This window comes from Kitasatospora sp. NPDC004723, assembly GCF_040609255.1.
Classification (GTDB): Bacteria; Actinomycetota; Actinomycetes; order Streptomycetales; family Streptomycetaceae; genus Kitasatospora.
The window spans coordinates 147075-163759 of the sequence record NZ_JBEXJT010000003.1; the positions used below are offsets into that span (position 1 = coordinate 147075).

14 protein-coding genes are annotated in these 16685 nt (G+C 69.9%); 8 read left to right on the forward strand and 6 right to left on the reverse strand.

Features of this window, described 5'->3' with window-relative positions:
* Positions 1-8 precede the first annotated feature (8 nt).
* From ABZW10_RS05370 to ABZW10_RS05385, 4 genes are all read left to right on the forward strand, one after another.
* Positions 9-590: a hypothetical protein gene (locus ABZW10_RS05370; protein WP_355360271.1), complete on the forward strand. Its 582-nt coding sequence runs from the start codon at positions 9-11 to the stop codon at positions 588-590.
* 729 nt (positions 591-1319) lie between these two features.
* Positions 1320-1544 carry a hypothetical protein gene (locus tag ABZW10_RS05375; RefSeq protein ID WP_355360274.1) on the forward strand — a complete coding sequence of 75 codons (225 nt, stop codon included), beginning with the start codon at positions 1320-1322 and terminating at the stop codon, positions 1542-1544.
* A gap of 278 nt (positions 1545-1822) precedes the next feature.
* A complete protein-coding gene (locus ABZW10_RS05380) occupies positions 1823-2155 on the forward strand; it encodes a hypothetical protein (protein ID WP_355360277.1) in 333 nt (110 codons plus the stop codon).
* Positions 2156-2349: 194 nt separating this feature from the next.
* The gene (locus ABZW10_RS05385) at positions 2350-3174 is read left to right on the forward strand and encodes an SAM-dependent methyltransferase (protein ID WP_355360280.1); all 825 of its coding nucleotides are present in this window, start codon (positions 2350-2352) and stop codon (positions 3172-3174) included.
* Between the two features lie 72 nt (positions 3175-3246).
* Here the strand turns inward: ABZW10_RS05385 and ABZW10_RS05390 are convergent, their stop codons facing one another.
* The 4 genes from ABZW10_RS05390 to ABZW10_RS05405 form a co-directional block, all read right to left on the reverse strand.
* Complete coding sequence (locus ABZW10_RS05390) at positions 3247-4119, reverse strand: Scr1 family TA system antitoxin-like transcriptional regulator (protein ID WP_355360283.1); 873 nt, start codon at positions 4117-4119, stop codon at positions 3247-3249.
* Positions 4120-4325: 206 nt separating this feature from the next.
* Positions 4326-4568 carry a DUF397 domain-containing protein gene (locus ABZW10_RS05395; protein ID WP_355360912.1) on the reverse strand — a complete coding sequence of 81 codons (243 nt, stop codon included), beginning with the start codon at positions 4566-4568 and terminating at the stop codon, positions 4326-4328.
* Between the two features lie 620 nt (positions 4569-5188).
* Positions 5189-5881 (reverse strand): HNH endonuclease family protein, encoded by a 693-nt coding sequence (locus ABZW10_RS05400; protein WP_355360286.1) that lies wholly within the window; start codon positions 5879-5881, stop codon positions 5189-5191.
* Positions 5882-6142: 261 nt separating this feature from the next.
* Entirely contained in the window at positions 6143-7189 is a 1047-nt protein-coding gene (locus ABZW10_RS05405) for a tetratricopeptide repeat protein (RefSeq protein WP_355360289.1), read from the reverse strand.
* Between the two features lie 483 nt (positions 7190-7672).
* On the opposite strand from ABZW10_RS05405, the gene ABZW10_RS05410 reads away from it, so the two are divergent.
* The 4 genes from ABZW10_RS05410 (at position 7673) to ABZW10_RS05425 (ending at position 12099) form a co-directional block, all read left to right on the forward strand.
* Positions 7673-8326: a hypothetical protein gene (locus ABZW10_RS05410; RefSeq protein WP_355360292.1), complete on the forward strand. Its 654-nt coding sequence runs from the start codon at positions 7673-7675 to the stop codon at positions 8324-8326.
* Positions 8323-9807, forward strand: coding sequence for a hypothetical protein (locus tag ABZW10_RS05415; RefSeq protein WP_355360295.1), 1485 nt, complete (start codon positions 8323-8325; stop codon positions 9805-9807). The genes ABZW10_RS05410 and ABZW10_RS05415 overlap by 4 nt, the downstream gene beginning before the upstream one ends.
* Positions 9804-11456 (forward strand): hypothetical protein, encoded by a 1653-nt coding sequence (locus ABZW10_RS05420; RefSeq protein ID WP_355360298.1) that lies wholly within the window; start codon positions 9804-9806, stop codon positions 11454-11456. Before ABZW10_RS05415 ends, ABZW10_RS05420 begins: the two co-directional genes overlap by 4 nt.
* A gap of 97 nt (positions 11457-11553) precedes the next feature.
* Positions 11554-12099 carry an NUDIX hydrolase gene (locus ABZW10_RS05425; protein ID WP_355360301.1) on the forward strand — a complete coding sequence of 182 codons (546 nt, stop codon included), beginning with the start codon at positions 11554-11556 and terminating at the stop codon, positions 12097-12099.
* Positions 12100-12446: 347 nt separating this feature from the next.
* Here ABZW10_RS05425 and ABZW10_RS05430 read toward each other — a convergent pair whose 3' ends face one another.
* Complete coding sequence (locus tag ABZW10_RS05430; RefSeq protein ID WP_355360304.1) at positions 12447-13754, reverse strand: TniQ family protein; 1308 nt, start codon at positions 13752-13754, stop codon at positions 12447-12449.
* Between the two features lie 104 nt (positions 13755-13858).
* A complete protein-coding gene (locus tag ABZW10_RS05435; RefSeq protein WP_355360307.1) occupies positions 13859-15679 on the reverse strand; it encodes a hypothetical protein in 1821 nt (606 codons plus the stop codon).
* Positions 15680-16685 lie beyond the last annotated feature (1006 nt).

Consider the following 16685-nt stretch of genomic DNA (forward strand, 5'->3'; position numbering starts at 1 on the left):
ATCCCTCCATGAACGAACTCATAGTCGGGACCGTCGGAACGATCCTTGGTGCACTGGCCGGCGGCGGTTTCACCCTTGCCGGAGCCCGTGCCCAGGCCATCGCGACGCACGCCCAGGCCGGCGCGGCCCGGGACATCGCCGACAGGCAGGCCGACGCCGCGTACCTCCAGTGGCTGCGTTCCTCCCGCACCAACGCCTACACGGCCCTGATGCTCGACTCGATGACGGCGGCCAAGATGATGCAAGCCTTTCGTGCGGAACGGCCGTTACGCACCGGGCTGATCTCTGGCCGCTCGAAGCGGAATGTCTACGACGGCCGTCTCCGGGGTCTGCTCGCCGACGACTTCAGCTCCGCGGTGTCCCGGATGCGTCACGCGCGCGCCGTGATCGAGTTGTACGGACCGGCTGAGGTGGCCAAGGCCGCGGCCGACCTAGTGGACCACTGCGACTCGCTGCAGGAACGAGTTGGCTTCCGATGGCGCCTGGATCCCAGCCGCGATCACGGTTTACCCGCGGAGGCTCCGCAGATTCGGGCGCTTCGCGAGCGGTTCGCCAGCGTGGTGCAGCCCCATGTCTCTCTGACTCCCTAGAGGCCGCAGCATCGCGGCGACCCTGTGGTGGAGAACCTGTTCCTCGGTGGTTGACCGGCTGCCGGCCTCCCACCTGTGGCGGAAGGCCGGTCGGCTTCATGGCTGCAGGGCGATGCCCTCGGTCGGTGGCGAAGCTGTCGAGAGGGTCCAGCGGCAGGACGACGTCCGCGGTGTCGGCGGTGTGGCCGGAGAGGTTGTGGAAGGCCACCGTGCCGTCCTGGCGGCCGGTGGCGAGGGCGAGGTGCCCGCCTCTGCCGGGAGCCGGCCGGGCGGGACGGCGGATCTCCTTGTGGCCGGAGGCGATCACGAGATGGCCTTTGTCGAGCTCGGCGGTGAGCCGTCCCGGGCCCGGGTCGGCGGTGATCTCCGACCGGAGTCCGTACCGGGGACGTCAAGCAGTCGGTACCCGCCCGTCGAAGCCTCCGCCCCCGAAGTCTCTCCAGGACGTCGCCCGGTGACCGATCGACTACATGCAGAGCGAGGAAGCTCTATGCGTGCGCCAGTGCGGAGTTGACCGAATATCGACCGAATGCGACTGCGGGATTGCGCGACCCCTCGGCGGGCATATGCGGGCCCCGAGTCGCTGTACCGTTCACCTCAACGGCCCACTCCGCAACGGAGGTTGCCCCACCCGGTGGTCAGACCGGGTGAGGCGTTCGGGTCGATCACGAGAGATGAGTCGAACCAATGCATGACCGACCCTTCCGAGGGCAGGCAAACCTGCCCCAGGTGATCTCCCACGCTAGCAGTGGCTACGCCCGCTTCACGGGATTTCGCAGCCTGCGCGCCACCCGCGGCAGGGCCCAACTCGACGCCGTGCTCGCCCTGTTCGTACTCGCATGGGCGCTCCGAGCCGGCAGCTCGATCGAGTGGGAGCGCGTTGCGCTGATCATTGGCCTGCTGAGGGCATGTCGAGCCACCGGCGTCGAGTGGTTCTGGGCCCGCCTTCTCTGAGAGCCCCCGCGGCCCGGGCGCCCCCGCGTCCGGGCCAACCAATTGGCGGAGAGCTCGCGACGCGCGCTCCCGCCGCGGAATTGCAGCCTCAACGTGCGCCCCACATGCGCCCTTCATCGCTTGGCAGCCATCCGATCACCTGCAGTTCGACGCCAAGGGGAGCCACCGTGCCCAGTCCGAGCAGGCCCGCGATAGGTCCGGTCGGCTACGCGGCTTTCGTCCAACTCCACCGCCGCGGTTATGAGATGTACGCTCGCGCCCGCCTGTGTGACCGCTCCTTGGCCGCGATGGTCGTCGCGCACGTTCTGCGCCGGGCTGAGCTGAGCTGGAGCGCGGCAATCCGCGAGGACCCGACCGCCTTCACGTGGCGGCTACTCCGCGAAACCGTCACGATGGCCCGGGGCGAGGCGCGCGACTCCCGAGCGGACGGCTTGCATCGCGCCCTGCCCGACCGGCCCGCCGACGCCGCACTCCTGCATGAGCGCCTCGGCATGGAAGCCAAAGCAGCCGCAGCCCTGATGGGCTTGGGCGAAGCCGAGCTGCATGTACAACTACAGGTCGCCCGCAGGATACTGGCCGGCCTCAACCACGACCGGAACGGGGCCGCCTGACACTCCACCCGCGAACACCCGTCCCACCGTGGCGCAACCGAACGCCCCCATAGGCATTCGCGCGCCACGGCTTCGCCATGCCCGCCACCAGTTCACCCACCCGAGTTGTTTCAACTCGGAACGGGCCAACCTAAGATGACGTGACATCACAATGGCTTGCTGGCAGAGGGCTTTCGGCGAACGTAGGGGGCGACGTGAACGACGCAGAGGCCGAATCGCAAGACACTGTTGACACGAACACGCCAAGTGCTGCGCGGATGTACGACTACCTCCTGGGCGGACACTACAACTATCCGTGCGACCGGGACGCCTGTGACCAACTGCTGGTGACCGCACCCAGCACACGGGAACTCGCCGTCAACAACAGGGCTTTCCTTGAGCGAGTGGTACGCCACATCGCCCAGAACTATGAGATCAAGCAGTTCCTCGACCACGGATCCGGACTTCCCACCCAGAACAACGTGCACCAGGTCGCCCAAAGCGTCGACCCGGACTGCAAGGTGGTCTACATCGACAACGACCCGCTGGTCCTCGGCTACGGGCGCGCGTTCCTGGAGGAGAACCGGAACGTCCTCATCCTACCGTCGGATATGCGGGAAACCGCGAAGATCGCGGCCGGCGCGGCGAAGATCATCGACTTCAGGGAGCCCGTGGCCGCCTTGTTCGTGTCAGTGTTGCACTGCATCCCCGATGACGACCAGGGCAACCCGCGGAGAATGATCGAGGACACCGTGCGCCTGCTGGCTCCCGGGAGCGTCGTGGTGATCTGCCAGCTCGTGAGCGATGACGTGCGGATTCGCGACGGGGTCACGAACCTGATGCGCGAGCAGACCGGCGACCGTTGGGGCCGAGTGCGCACGAAGGCCGAGGTAGACGAGCTCTTCACCATCGCTCGCCTCCACGTCGAGGAGGAGATCGGTCTCCTCGACGTCACCGACTGGCGGCCGGACACCGAACTGGTCCGCCGCCAGGCCACCGAGGAATGGATCGAGTACGGGGGCTTGGGTACGGTCAGGTGAGAAGACGGGCGCCGGTGCTACCACACTCGCCTCAAGAAGCGAGTTGGTGCACCGGTGTTCGTGTCAGCGGGGTCAGAGACGGGCGCGGTGCCACTCCAGGGCCTCGACGATCAAGTCGCGGCTCGGTATCGGCCCAGGAGCCTGTTTGATGACGAGGTCGCTGAGGTCCTGGTAGTCCAGGTAGTCGCTGGCGGCCTCCTCGCCCGCAATTGGCCCCCGGTGGAACTCGGCCCGCCCGCCTGCTTCGGTGTAGATGACGTCCGGCGCGGCGAACGCGCCTTTCTCGAAGCTGAGCCGGATCAGCGAGGTGACCTGGAGCGCAAGCGGGTCCTCCACGGTCATCACCCTGATGGCAACCGGCGAGCCCATATCGTCCATGTGGTCCAGCAGCACCGGCAGTTGCTCGACCATCATCGCGGGCTGGCCGAAGTCGGCGTACAGGGCACTGCGCTGGATGAACAGGGTGGACCTCGGCAGCCTGGCCGCGAACCGGTCGGCCCGCAGGCCCCGGACCTCGATGATCCGGGGTGCCAGCGTCCGCTGACTGGCCAGCAGCGTCTTGCCTGTGACCACCTCGCGGTACCTCGGGGTCTGGAGAACCCCCGGGATCACATTGTTGTCGATGATGAGCTGCCGCGCGGCCCGCTCCTCCAGGCTGGTGAGGCGCAACATCGAGTCCGGTACTGCCTCGCGGTAGGCGGAACCGGCCCGAGTACGAACCGAACTGGCCCATCCCTCCACCGAGGCATCATTCGCGAGCTGGAGAAGCTCCTGCCGCCGCGGACCAGGCCGCACACCCAGGGCGTCCAGCAGAACCTCGACCACGGCCGGCTTGTCAATCCGCGTCTCGCCGTTCTCGATCCGGCTGTAGACCGACACGGACACCTTGATCTTGGTCTTCGCCAGGACCTCCCTCTGCGTCAGGCCGCCGCGCTCGATCCTCATCTCCGCACCCAACAACAGAGCGGGAACGCCCCAGGAGCCCGGCGGATCCGCAGCAGGCCGTCCGAACGGGACTACACGATCTTCAATGGCCACAGGGCCCCCCTTGGGCAAAACTCAAACTCACCCGAATGGTCGGACTCAGCTTCACACAAGGGGGGCACCGCCGTCACGCCAGGCCACTGAAACCTGGCGTTCAATCTACAGATTCAGACCGCCAGGTGATCGAATTCTCCGTTCTTGACCCCGTCCAGAAGCGCCGCGATCTCCAAGGCGGTGAGGACGAGGGCCGGACCGCTCGGGAAGCGGCTGTTGCGCACGGCCACCTGGCCGTCGTTCAGCCTCCGAAGCTCCAGGCAGGCACCGGCCCCCTGGCTGGCCTCGGCCTTCTGCCAACCGCCCACCGCCTCGATCACGTCAGCCGGCATGCCATTGAAGTAGTCGATCACGATCAGCCACCTCCACTGTCCGATTGGCGCCCACTTCTCCGATCTTCACATTCACAGAGAAGTTCCCTGGTCGGGCGCCTGCGAAATCCCGCACGGGATTTCGCAGGCCGGGCGAGTTGAATCATTCACCTCGATAATCGAACGGCGCCACTCCCCAATAGAGTGAACGCGGATCCAATTCTGCATATTTATGGTCAGATTCTGATAGCACCGTCGCATGTGGCAGACGTCTGCCCTGTTCGCGCGGTGGGGGCTGTTGCCTCGGCGGTCAACCAGCTGCTGGCTGGAAGCACCGACCTGCTAGCTCGTCTCCGCACGGGAGACGGCTCGTCGGCGGCGGAGTTGCGGGTCGGCCCAGCGTTCGGCTGGGCCGACCGGGAGCTGCTGTGCGTACGAGCCCGGTGGTGTGGGCTGCCGTCGATCGGCCGGTGGGGTGGGTCGCTACTGGCGGCAGTAGGTGCTCGGGCCGAATTCGAAGACCTGGGTCTGGCCGGGCGGCACGACGCCGATCAAGTCCCTGGTCCGGGTCGGCGCCTCGGTACCCGGTAGGCGGGACCGGCCCGGCCGCGGTGCCAGCCTTCCCCGACCGAAGCCTGCTCGGCGCCATCCGGGGGCGTCACCTGCTACGCGCAGGTGTTGAGCATCTCGGTCAGCGCGTTCTTCTCCGCCTCGGTGACGGACAGGCCGTAGACGTGCTTGGTGTCTGTCCAGGCCCGGGAGTAGGTGCACCAGTAGGAGGCCGCCGGCGGGCGCCAGGCGTCCGGGGTCTTGTCGCCCTTGCTGCGGTTGGAGGCGGCGGACACGGCGATCAGCTGGCTGTGAACCAGGTCGTTGGCGAAGGCGCGGCGCTTGGTCGTGGTCCAGGTGTCGGCCCCGGATCGCCAGGCCGCCGCGAGGGGCACCATGTGGTCGATGTCGAGCTGTTTTGCGTCAGTGAAGGACTTGCCGTCGTAGGCGCTGGTCCACAGGCCGGCCACGGCCCGGCACAGTTCGTCCTGGAGGACGTCCTCGCCGTCGCGGGCAAGCACCGTCTCGCGGGTGTCGCACTCCCCGGAGATCTTGATCCAGTGCGGGAACTTCTCGCGGCTGTAGCCGTCCATGGAGTGCGGGGCCTCGACGGCCAGGTCGTCGAGTTCGGCCCGGACGACGTCGGCCGGCGGCGGCTCGGGAAGTTCACGGTGCTGGGAAGAAACGGTGGTCTCGGCCGGGGCCGGCGGTGCGGCCGCGGCTGCGGCCGGGGGAGCTGCGGGAATCAGCGCAAGGGCGAGAACGGCGAAGGTGGTGGCACTACGGTGCCACCAGGCAGAAGTAGTCATGCGGTAGAGCTATCGGCTTCGGGGAGGCGATCGGTGGCATGTCACCTGGTGATCGGCGTGGCGTTCTGCGGGTTGACTCTGAGGCGGAGGAGGTCGCCTCGGCCGTAGGTAGCAGCGTCCTCCGGCGTCTGGTCGATGTGCGGGACCGCAGTCAGCCGATGACGAGACGGTGAGGCCGCCGCGTTCCAACGCTCCGGTGACCGGCAGAAGCTGATCAACGGCATTCACGCTGGTCGATCACACCGACTCGGTGCCATTTACTCATTCGAGAGCGGCTGCTCGTTCATCGAGCTCTTCGACACCGGGCACATCACGTAGCCGGTACAGGCGGGCCCGCATGTCGTGCACGGCGTCCTGGACCTTGATCGAGCGGATGCCGTCCGCGCAGTTCAGGAAGTCGTTCCAGGCGGAGAGCGCACCGTCCACGTCATCCTGGCGGAGCCGGACAGTCCCGAGGTCCGCGAGGACGATCGCGCGGGTGCGACGACGGTCGAGACCGTGGATCTCCAGCGCGTGGTGGAGGTGGTCCTGCGCGCTCGCGTAGTCGCCGAGCTGGGCCAGGATCATGCCAGCTTCGTGGGCCCAGCGGCCGATGCTGTAGTGCGAGGCCCAGGAGTCGCCGGGGGCACCGGTGGCTCGTTCGATGGACGTCTGCGAGGAGACGAGGGAGCGGGTGGCGGTCGGCCGGTCGCCGTCCAGCGCGGCGGCGTTCGCCAGGGTGGCCTGGTAGTAGGCGACCGCGCGGGGGTCGTCCAGGTTCTTCGCCTGGTTGACGCAGTCCTCTGCTATCCGGACGGCGGTCGCGCGGAAGCCCAGGTCGATGGCCTGCACGGCGAGTCCGCGCAGGGCGGTGGCAGCGAGTTCGGCGTCGCCGGCCTCGGAGGCCAGGCGGAAGGAGTGCGCGTAGTACTCCTGAGCGGCTCCCTGATTTCCCTCGTCCTGGGCCATCCAGCCTGCCAGGTGGACGAGTTGGGCGGTCGCGGCGAACAGCTCGCGGCCGACGGCCTCGGTCCAGGTGCCGTCCAGCCACGTGGACACGTCGTCGTGGAGGTAGCGGACGGCGAGGTGGCGGGCGTGTCCGCCGCCGAGTTCGGCCGCCGCGTCGCCGAGGGACTTGGTCATCTGGCGGACGGCCGCAACTTCGCCCCGGCCGACATGGACCTTCCCACCGGTCTTCTGGCGGACGCGCCGCAGCAGGCTGTCCGGGTCGGGCATCCCGAGCGCCGCGAGCGCGTACGCGCTGGAGGCGGCCATGAACTCCCGGCGATCCACCACGTCCCTCCGGCTCAACTCGATGACGGAGTCCACGGTATCGCCCGATCCGGGATCTTCCGGATCGGTTGGCGAACTGCCGCCTGCATCTGGTACCCGCAGTTCCAGGACCTCGATCAGGTACGGCAGCCAGTACGTCGGGACACGTCCACCGAGTTCCCACCGCGACACCTGATCACGCCCCGGGCCGACAGCTCCCTTTCCCTCGGCCTTGCCCAGTTCGCGGCCAAGCCGCGGCTGTGACCAGCCCTTCTTCTTCCTCGCGTCTCTGATCAGCGCCCCGATCGGTGCGGCATCCGCCGACACGGCACCCCTCCCCTGGCCGACAGTGGCCGACAAGTGGCCGACGACTGGCCTACACCCTGGCAGCTTCTGCTGCTGTGTGCACGGCCGTTGACTGAGAGTCAGCCGCTTCGGGGGGCGCGGAACTCCCGTTCCCGCCCTGGCCCACCCCGGCACACGGGGCACCACCCGGCGGCGACCCGAGCCCCACCCCCATCGAGGTTCAGGAGGCACGTTGTGCGCATCCTCGTCGACGGACTGGACATGTCGGGCAAGACCACCCTGGTCGCCGCTCTGATCAAGACTCTCGAAGCCCGGGGAGTCACCGCGGTGCGGCATCGCGGGATGCTCGCCGAGCACCACCCCGTCGAGCCGCTGCTCAAGCGGCTCCCGCTGGTGAGGCAGCCCCAGAGCAGCGCCATCACGGCAGCGTTCCTGGTCGGCGGATACGCGCTCGACGGACTTCTTGTTCGCCTCGACCCGCCCCGGCCAGCCGACGCCGCGATCATCCAGGACGGCTACGCGGACCGGACCATCGCCTTCGGCCTGGCCGGTGGTCCCTACCTCACGGCCGCGCTGGCGCTATGGGCCAGCCGGATGTTCGCGACGTTCGACGTCGCCGTCTACCTGCACGCGAGCCCCGAGGTGCGGCGCGCACGGATGGCCGAGCGGGCGGACGTGGATGCCACCGACCGCCGTGGTGTCGAGGACCTGGCGTTCGCGGCCCGCTTCAACACCAGCTTGCTGCACTTCGTCGGCCGCCGGCACCGCAACCTCCTGGTCTTCGACACCGCCAAGCACACGCCCGAGGAGATCGCCGAGCAGGTCCTCGCCGTCGCCGAGCTGCCCGCCCTGCCAGCCCCCAAGCCCAAATACAGGTGGACCGCATGACCTTCCCCATGCCCGCGCACGACACCGGCCTGTGGCAGGCCGCCGAGTACGAACTGGAGGCCGCCCTGGACGGGCGGCCGCTGGTGGCCGCCGAGCGGTTCGCCAGCAGTGGCCGCACCACCTACGCCGGGCCGGTGCCGATCGCCGCCGCCCGCCCGGCGCTGGCCATCGGCTGCTACGAGCCGTGGGTGCCCGCCTCGCCTGTCGAGGCGCTGACGCTGGAGGGCCGCGCGTCGCTTCGCGGCGCCGCCCAGCGCCGGTCCTGGATGGCCGACCTCGACCGCAGTTCCCAGACCGCCGTCCGGCGCCACGAGCGGCCGGTGATCGCGGCCTGGTACGCCACCGACCGGCTGCGGCGATGGGCCGGGCCACGCGGCACGGTGGCCGCCATCGACGCTGCCCTGCGGGCCGAGGTCGAGAACAAGGCGAGCTTTGGCGACATCCTCAACCACTCGGGGGTCCCGACCGGCCTGCACCTGACCGGCGCCCGGGTCGACGGCCCTCTGCCCGGCCTGCGTGAGCTCCGCCGCCTCGTGCGCTCGGAGAAGGTGGTGGTGCAGTGCGGCGCGGACTCCGGCGGCCGGGGCACGGTGTTCGTCGACACCGAGACGGACCTGGCGCGGGCCGCCGAGATGGCCGGCCCCTACCGGGTGACGGCGTTCGTGGCCGGCTGGTCCGCGAACACCACGGTGCTGTCCGTCCCGGACCGCGCCGGGCGCCCCCGGGTCTACGTCGACCGCCCGTCCCACAAGGCCGTCGGGGTGCCCGAGGCCGGCATCGTCGCGGGCAAGAGCGGCGGCAACACCTGGTGCCTGCCCTGGCCCGAGGACGCCGCCGCCCGCCTGGTCGACGCGGCCGTGCGGATCGCCACCTGGGCCTGGGACAAACACCGGCTGAAGGGCCTGTTCGGCCTGGACGCGCTGCTGACCGCCGACGGCGAGGTGTTCCTCAACGAGATCAACTGCCGAAACCAGGGCACGACCGAGGTCTCCGCGGTCAACCAGCAGCTTCGCGGCCTGCCGCCGTTCCTGATCGCCCACCTGACCACCATGCTCGACCACCCGGTCACCTGGCTGCCGGATAGCGACGACTTCAACGCGGTCACCGTCGACCTCACGGCCGGACCCGCCCCGGGGCCGTACTACCTCAAGCTCCGCCACCGCGGCGAGGAGCCGGTCCGCCTCGGCCCCCACCTCGGCGTCCCGGGCGTCTACCGCGTCCACGAAGGCCGCCTGCGGTGGGTGCGGGCCGGCGCCCACCCGGCCGACGCCGGCCCCGGCGAGGTCCTGCTCGCCAACCTCCCCGCCCCCGGCACCGTCTGCGAGCCGGACGCCGAACTCGGCACCGCCGAGGGGATCACCACGGCCGCCGACGCGCCGTTCGCCGGCCCGCACACCCTCTCCCAGGCCAGCCGCGAACTGCTGGCCGCCTTCGACCAGCACCTCATCCCCGCCGACCGCCAGGAAGGAACCGCCCCGTGACCACCGCAACGATGCCCAGCCTGCGCGACCAGCTCGCCGCCGTGCCCGACGTCGCGCTCACCCGCCTGCAGTACCTCGCCGGCGAGGTCGGGTGCGTCAACCGGTGCGCGATGTGCAGCCAGGCCGCTGGCAGCGACCTGTGGCGCTTCACCCCTCGCGGCCTCACCCAGCTGATGACCGCCCTCGCCGGTGAGGCCGCCACTCGGGGCGTGCGGATCGCCCAGGACCGCGTCCACCGCCCCGGCGTGCTCTTCCCCTACATGGACAACGACATCGGTTCGTACCCGTACCTCGACACGTACGCCGAACTCGCGCGCGACGTCCTCGGCGTCAAGATCCGCATGTCCTCCGTCGGGTTCTCCGCCAAGAACACCCGCCTGACCGGGATGCACCGCCGCATCGTCGCCGACCTCGGCGACGTCTTCGACGGCATCCGCTTCTCCCTCACTCCGTACGCCGCCGGCTACATCGGCAAGGCCCCCGGCACCTCCCGCGACCAGTACACCGCCGACCTCGCCCACACCCTGCGGATCTACCGCCCGCTGCTGGACCGCCTCGGCCACGGCGCCACCACGGCCGCCGCCGAACTGCGCTTCGCGCCCCTGGTCGGGCTCGCCCCGCTGACGGACACCCACATCGACGGCCACCACGTCCTGGCGGCCGGCCCGCACCTGCTGATCGCCGCCCAGCCCGACGCCGGCCCGCTGCCGGTCACCCGCATCGAGCGCCTGGACGAGTACGACCAGCCCGTCCTGTCGGACCCCGGCCGGCTCTACCTCCACGTCACCGCCGACGCCGCCCAGCTGAACAGCGCCACCGTGCACGACGCGCTGTCCGGCCTCCTGGCCGTGCAGCACCGGGCCACCCCCGTGACCCTGCACCGCTTCACCAACGGCGACGGCGACTACTACAGCGCCGACCCCGACTTCCACCCCGACGGCCGCTTCACCGCACTGAACATCTACCCGGCCACCGACAAGCGCAGGAAGTCCGGCTATACGGATACCACCCGCCACTTCCTCAACACCCTGCTCGACCACAAGGCCGCCCGCGGCCTCGCCCGGCGCGAGCCGTTCCCGGACGCCACCGCGAGCGACATCGACGCCGTACTGTCCGCCCTGCGCTTCAAGGCCCAGACCCTCGACCCCATCGACCGGGCCGGCGCCGCCCACCTGCGCGAACGCGTGATCCCGATGGTCGGTGTCCACGCCCGCGCGCTCCTGGCGGCCGGCTACCCGGCCGCCGCGTTCTTCTCCCGCGACTTCACCATCGACACCGGCCAGATCGTCAACCAGGGACGCGCCCTCCACCTCTTCCGGGGCCTGGCCGCCACCGACGGCGAGCCGATGACCCTGCGGGAGGAACGCGGCTTCGGGCAGGCCAGCCTCTCCACCGTCCGCGGCCCGATCTGGCGGATCACCCCGCTGCCCTGGACCGACAGCCGCCTGCCGCTCGCCGTCACCGGCCGCAAGAACCCGCCGACCGGGCAGCCCACCGTCCTGATCGAGGAGATGGACCCCTGCCACCTCGCTCCGGTCATGCGCTCCACCGGCCGCCGGCTCCGCCAGTTCACCCTCACCGGTGTCGAGATCGAACACATCGCCCAAGCCGACGCACGCACCGCCCACGGCTTCCCCGGGGCAAGCTAGAGAGCATCAACACACCGACTTCTCCCGGCCGTTGAGCCAGGAGGAGTCGGTGGATACCTCCAACACGCCACCATCCCCATCAAGGAGAACCAACCCGATGAGCACCACCGAAGCGACGACGCCCGAGCCGTTCAGCAGGATCAAGGTCCGCGTCACCGGCCTGGTCTTCTGCGGCAACGACGTCGCGCTGCTGCGACGGGACCGGGCCGACTCCGTGCACTACACCACCATCGGCGGCAACGTGCACGACGGCGAGGACTACCGCGAGGCCATGTACCGCGAGCTCAAGGAAGAACTCGACCTCGAACGCGACCAGGCGCCCACCGAGCCGGAGCTGATCTGGATGGCGGACGCCCGGATCAGCCGGCCCGGCCCGACCCCGCCACCCCGCAAGTTCCACCTGATCTACCGCCTCCACGTCACCCCCGAGGTCCGCGCCCAGCTCGCCACCCAGGAGTTCGACGAGCTCCCCGACGGCAGCCACGAGGTCGGCACCGTCGAGTGGCACGACTACCGCAAGGTGGACGGCCTGCCGCTCTTCCCGCCGATCGGCAAGCAGATCGCGGGACTCGAAAGCCCCGACGCCCCGGTGTGCAGGTTCGAGCTGGAGCCGATCACAGACCAGAACTACACCTGGATCTAACCCCTTTCGACCCTCGCGTTCCACCTCCGAACACCCCTCCCGGGAGTCCACCCGAACGAGTGAATCCCCGAGAGGGGCACGAACGACACATTGCCATAGGCCTCATGGGCGAATCGCCCGGCATGCGTTCATCTGATTACGATGCGTGCCCGTCTGAGTTGATCTCCGATGGGAAGCTCATAAGACCTCGATGGTGCCGTCACCACCGTCACCTACGAGTTCGGCCTCACCCGCCTCATCGCCCACGAGATCGACCACCTCGACGACCTGCCCTACACCGACCGGATGCGCTCCGGCGTCCAGCCGATCCCGATCGAGGAGTATCGGGGTTCCGGATCGACCTGGACCTACTGACTGCGGCGGCTTCGGCCGCCGCGAAGGACGCCTTGGACGGTCGTCGGGTCCGGCGTGGCGGACTCCTCCCCGGGCTGCCGCTGCGGTGCAAGCGCGGACCAGCCGCTCATGAAGCGTTTCGGGTGCATCATCGCGTGCTGGGTGCGCGGGACGGGGCTGCCGGATTGGTCAAGGACGCAGGCCGCCAGCGGGATGAAGCGGGGGCCGACCAGGCTCATCGCCGTGATCTGCAGCGGTGTGTGGAGCCAGTCCGAGATGGCACGGACGCCGCCGTCCTCGACCTCCACGGGCAGGACGCGGCGGGCTTCCCGGAGGGGGTCGGCGGCGGCGAGGATCGGTACGGCCATGCGAAGGCCGGCCGCGAGCACGGGCAGGGGCGCGGAGTATCCGCGCGAGCTCTCGCCCGCGCGCCACACGGTGGCCTCGTTCTTCCTGGTCCGTTCTTCGAAGACCTCTCTGACGCGGGCGTCGAGGCCCCTCACGTCGGCGAGGGTTCCGCGTTCGGTGCACAGCAGCAACACGGCGAACAGATCGTTGGGGGTGACGTTCTCCGCCGTCCCGCGTTCGCCCAAACGGTTGAGCAGTTGCAGCAGCCAGCTGTGCGCGTCGACCAGCGCGCTATCCGTGACCGGCAGGCCAGGCAGGTCGCGCAGTCGTCGCCCACACGACTGCCCCCGTCTGCGGTCGAAGCCGTGGCACCTCCAGTTGTCGCCGTCGATGCATCCGATCGAGCGGACACCGGTGCCGCACACGCATGCATCGACCATGTAGAGCCGGTGGCGGAGGCAGACGACGAACCATGGAAGCAGCCAGGCCAGCGGCCACCGGCCGTCGCTCTCCCCGATGCACGCGGGGCAGACCCTGAACCGGGTGGTGCCCAGGACATAGCCGCGCTGGATGACGGCCGCCCGGTTCTTTTCATGCTGATCGATCTTGGGGACGTCCGGAAGGCCGGCGGGCCATGGGTGGTCGGCGTGCACGCCGGAGAGGTATGACTCAAGCGTCAGCTCGGTGATCCGCTGGCGGGTCAGGCCGGTGGCTGCGGCTACGGTCTCCACTTGTCCCTCGGTCAGCCCCTGGACGGCCCGCCGCAGCCGGAAGATCGCACTGCTGCCTCCGCCGTCCAGGCCGAGGACCGAGGTCACCGGCGCGAAGCTGGTCTCCAGGACGCGCGCCAAGGCGGCTGCCCAGCTGTGGAGAGACTCTCCGGGCACCGGTACGGGAACGGCTGGCAGCCGCCTGGGCATCCAGTGCCCACGCTCGACCATCGCGCTCCTCCTGCCCCTCCACCGGTCCCCCATGCTGGCACAGGCGCACGCGTTGAACGGCCTGGCCCGCTCGATGAGGCAAAGGGGATGCTCGTCCCCGTGAGCGAGCAGCGGGTCCCGGTTTCGCCCAGCTGGCGCTATGGGGTTGGCGTGGGGGTTTCGTGGTGGCGCCAGCCGGGCCGCAGACCGAAGGGCCGACCGAATCCGGCGAGCCAGCCAGTGTCACGCAGGAGCTTAATGGCTTGGCCGTGGAGGTGGTCCATGTAGGTCGGGTCGTTGTGTTCGAAGTGCGCGTTGCGCAGGATCCGCCAACTCGGGCCGTGGCCGTGGCGGGCGAGGTAGTCGGCCACCCAGCGCGCCAGTTCGGCCTGGCGGCCCTCGACGAGGGCGGCTGCCTGCTCCTGGACGGCCGGGTCGGGGCTGTAGTGGTCGAAGGGCTCGTGGACGGGTGGGCAAGGGGAGGCGACGGCTCGTGCCTTCGCGCTGAGGCCAGCTGTGAGAACGCCGTCGGCGACGGCGGGTAGCTGGGCGAGCCAGCCGGTCTCGTGCAGCGCGGTCGCGGCAGCTTCGGCTACGGCGGGGCTGGCCGCGATGGCCGCGGCCATGGCGTGGAGGGGGACTTCGAGGCGGCGCTCGGGGTCGGCGTGCGCTGTCAGGTACATCGCAGCGAGTCGATGCTCGGAGCTCGCTTCGCTCAGCAGGGGATGGCGGATCAGCCGCCGTTGCCAGGTGGCCAGGAAGGTGGCTGAGTCCCGGCCGAGCCACAGGGCCGGGTCGTGTCCCACCAAGTCCGGGATGGCGGCGATGACGGGGTCGGCGTCGGCGGCCACAGCAACCGCGTCCAAGTCGACCCGCATCCAGCCACTGGCGGCGAGTTCCCTCAAGGAATCGCGGATGCCGGGGATCGGGATGCGCTTGACCTTGGGCGCGGACAGGTCCAGCTCGCCGCTCCAGAGCGCCCTGGTGGCCCACCACACGGCGGCCAGCCGCAGATCGGGGCCGCCTGCCGGGGCAGTCTGGGCGACCTTGGCCATCATCGCTTGAAGGACTGCTGCTTGCCGGCCGCTGAGCGCTTTGCGTCCGGCGTAGACGGTCAGCGACAGCGGCCGGGGCGCGTGGTGGGCGTCGGGAACGTGGTTGACCACGCCGTCCTGCGCGCACAGGAGACAGCCCAGGGCTCGTTCGATGTCTCCGGCCAGGCCCTTGCCGAGCTTCATCCGCCCGAGCCGGAGCCGCTCGTCCACTGCCCTCGGCTCCTCGTCCTTGGGAGGCCGAGAGCTGGACCGGGAAGCCGATGCCTCGGCGAATCCGCAGATGTCTTCGGCGAGTTGGTAGCGCAACCGTCCGCTGGCGACGGTGGCGGAGGTGAACCAGCAGGCTTCGCGCAACACCTCTGCGACGGCATCCGCTTCGTCATCGCTCAGCTGGCAGGCGGCGCACAGATGGGCGAGGTCGACCTCCCCCGCCCCGGTCGAGTCGGCGTGGGCGGCGGTGTACGCGGCGGTCAACCTGATCACCGCCGGCTGTTTGCGCAGCCGCTTGTGGCTCAGCAGGCGCAGGCACCAGCCCGACAGCCGGGAGCGGGCACTCTCGGACACGGTGAGCGGCGCCGACGAGGCGGCGGCCAGGTCCGGCACCGTGCACTGCACCGCGCTGGTCTGCGCGTCCAGGACCGCGTCGGCGTCCGCGTGCAGCCACCCGCAGGCGACGAGGTCCTCCACCACGGCCCTGGGATCGTCGAGCTTCAGGAGTCCGGTCAGGTCCTGGGCGGTCAGGTTCGCGGTGCCGGCCCGCTCCCCGGGGCGCGCGGCCCGGGGCGTGCAGATCAGGGCCAGCAGCCGGGCTTGCGGGCTACTGCCCGGGCGGCGTGTGGCCAAGTAGTCCCACAGGCGCCGAAGCGCTACCGCGTGCCCGGTGGTCAGCAGCGGCTTGCCCGATGGTGTGATCAGCGGCTTCACAGCAGCCGCCCCTGGGGTTGTACCCGCCTTGGCCTCGGCTGGCGCGGGAGACTGACCCGTCGGTGACAGGGCCGCGCGCGGCGATGCGGGTGGGGTGCCAGTGCGGGCCGGGGACTTGGGCACCGGCCGCTGCCGCGACGCGGTGCCCGTCGGCGGTGCCGTAAATTGCGGCACGGCGGTCGGGGTCCGCGCCGGGGGCGGAGCGAGCGGTGCGCTGGGGGCCCGCGGACGGTAGGCGGGCGCGGAATGGATGATCTTGATGTGCGGGGTGGCCGCCACGCACCGGGCGCACATCTCCGCCAGCCGCCAGATCCTTCCGAAGCGGTCCGGTGCGAGTGTCAGGCTTACGGGCCCGCCGCAGACACCGGGGGCCGGGTGCCATGTGCAGCCCTCCGCCCGGCAGCGGCAGAAGGCTTCTTCGTGCAGCGTTCCGACCTTCCGGGCGTGGGCGGCGAGGTGTTCGATCGCCGCCGCACGGGCTTGCGCGGGCACCCGGTGCCGCTCGGCGCCGAGCGCCCTACACACCGGGGCGGAGCACTCCAGCCCCACGATGCCCTCGGCGGGACGTCCGCGCGGGACGATTCGCACCGTCCACAGTCGGCCGGTGGGACGATGAGCTGTGGGCGCGGGCATCCAGGGAAGCCTTCCTGTTCGCGGACATGAGGGCAGGGCTGCACGATGAGGACGGGCTCATGGTGGCGGATGCGGCCACGCTGCGGCACGACGGCGCGCGGCTGCGTTCACCCGTCCGTGTAGACCCCGAGCAGGACGTCCGCGGCCGCAGTCGCGACGTCGCATCAGATGATCGGTGCCGCTATCAGCCACGGGGCCGCGGCGGCAGGCTCAGCCGAGAAGTGCGCCATGCCGATGCTCCCTGACGTGGTCACTCGTCGGTGAACGCCGACCATTCGCTCATCCACGCCTTTAGCTTGTACACCACGTACAACGTGCACGGAACCGGGGCTCCGTTCGGGTTCAGGACGGCTGCGGCCAGCGGGATGTACGG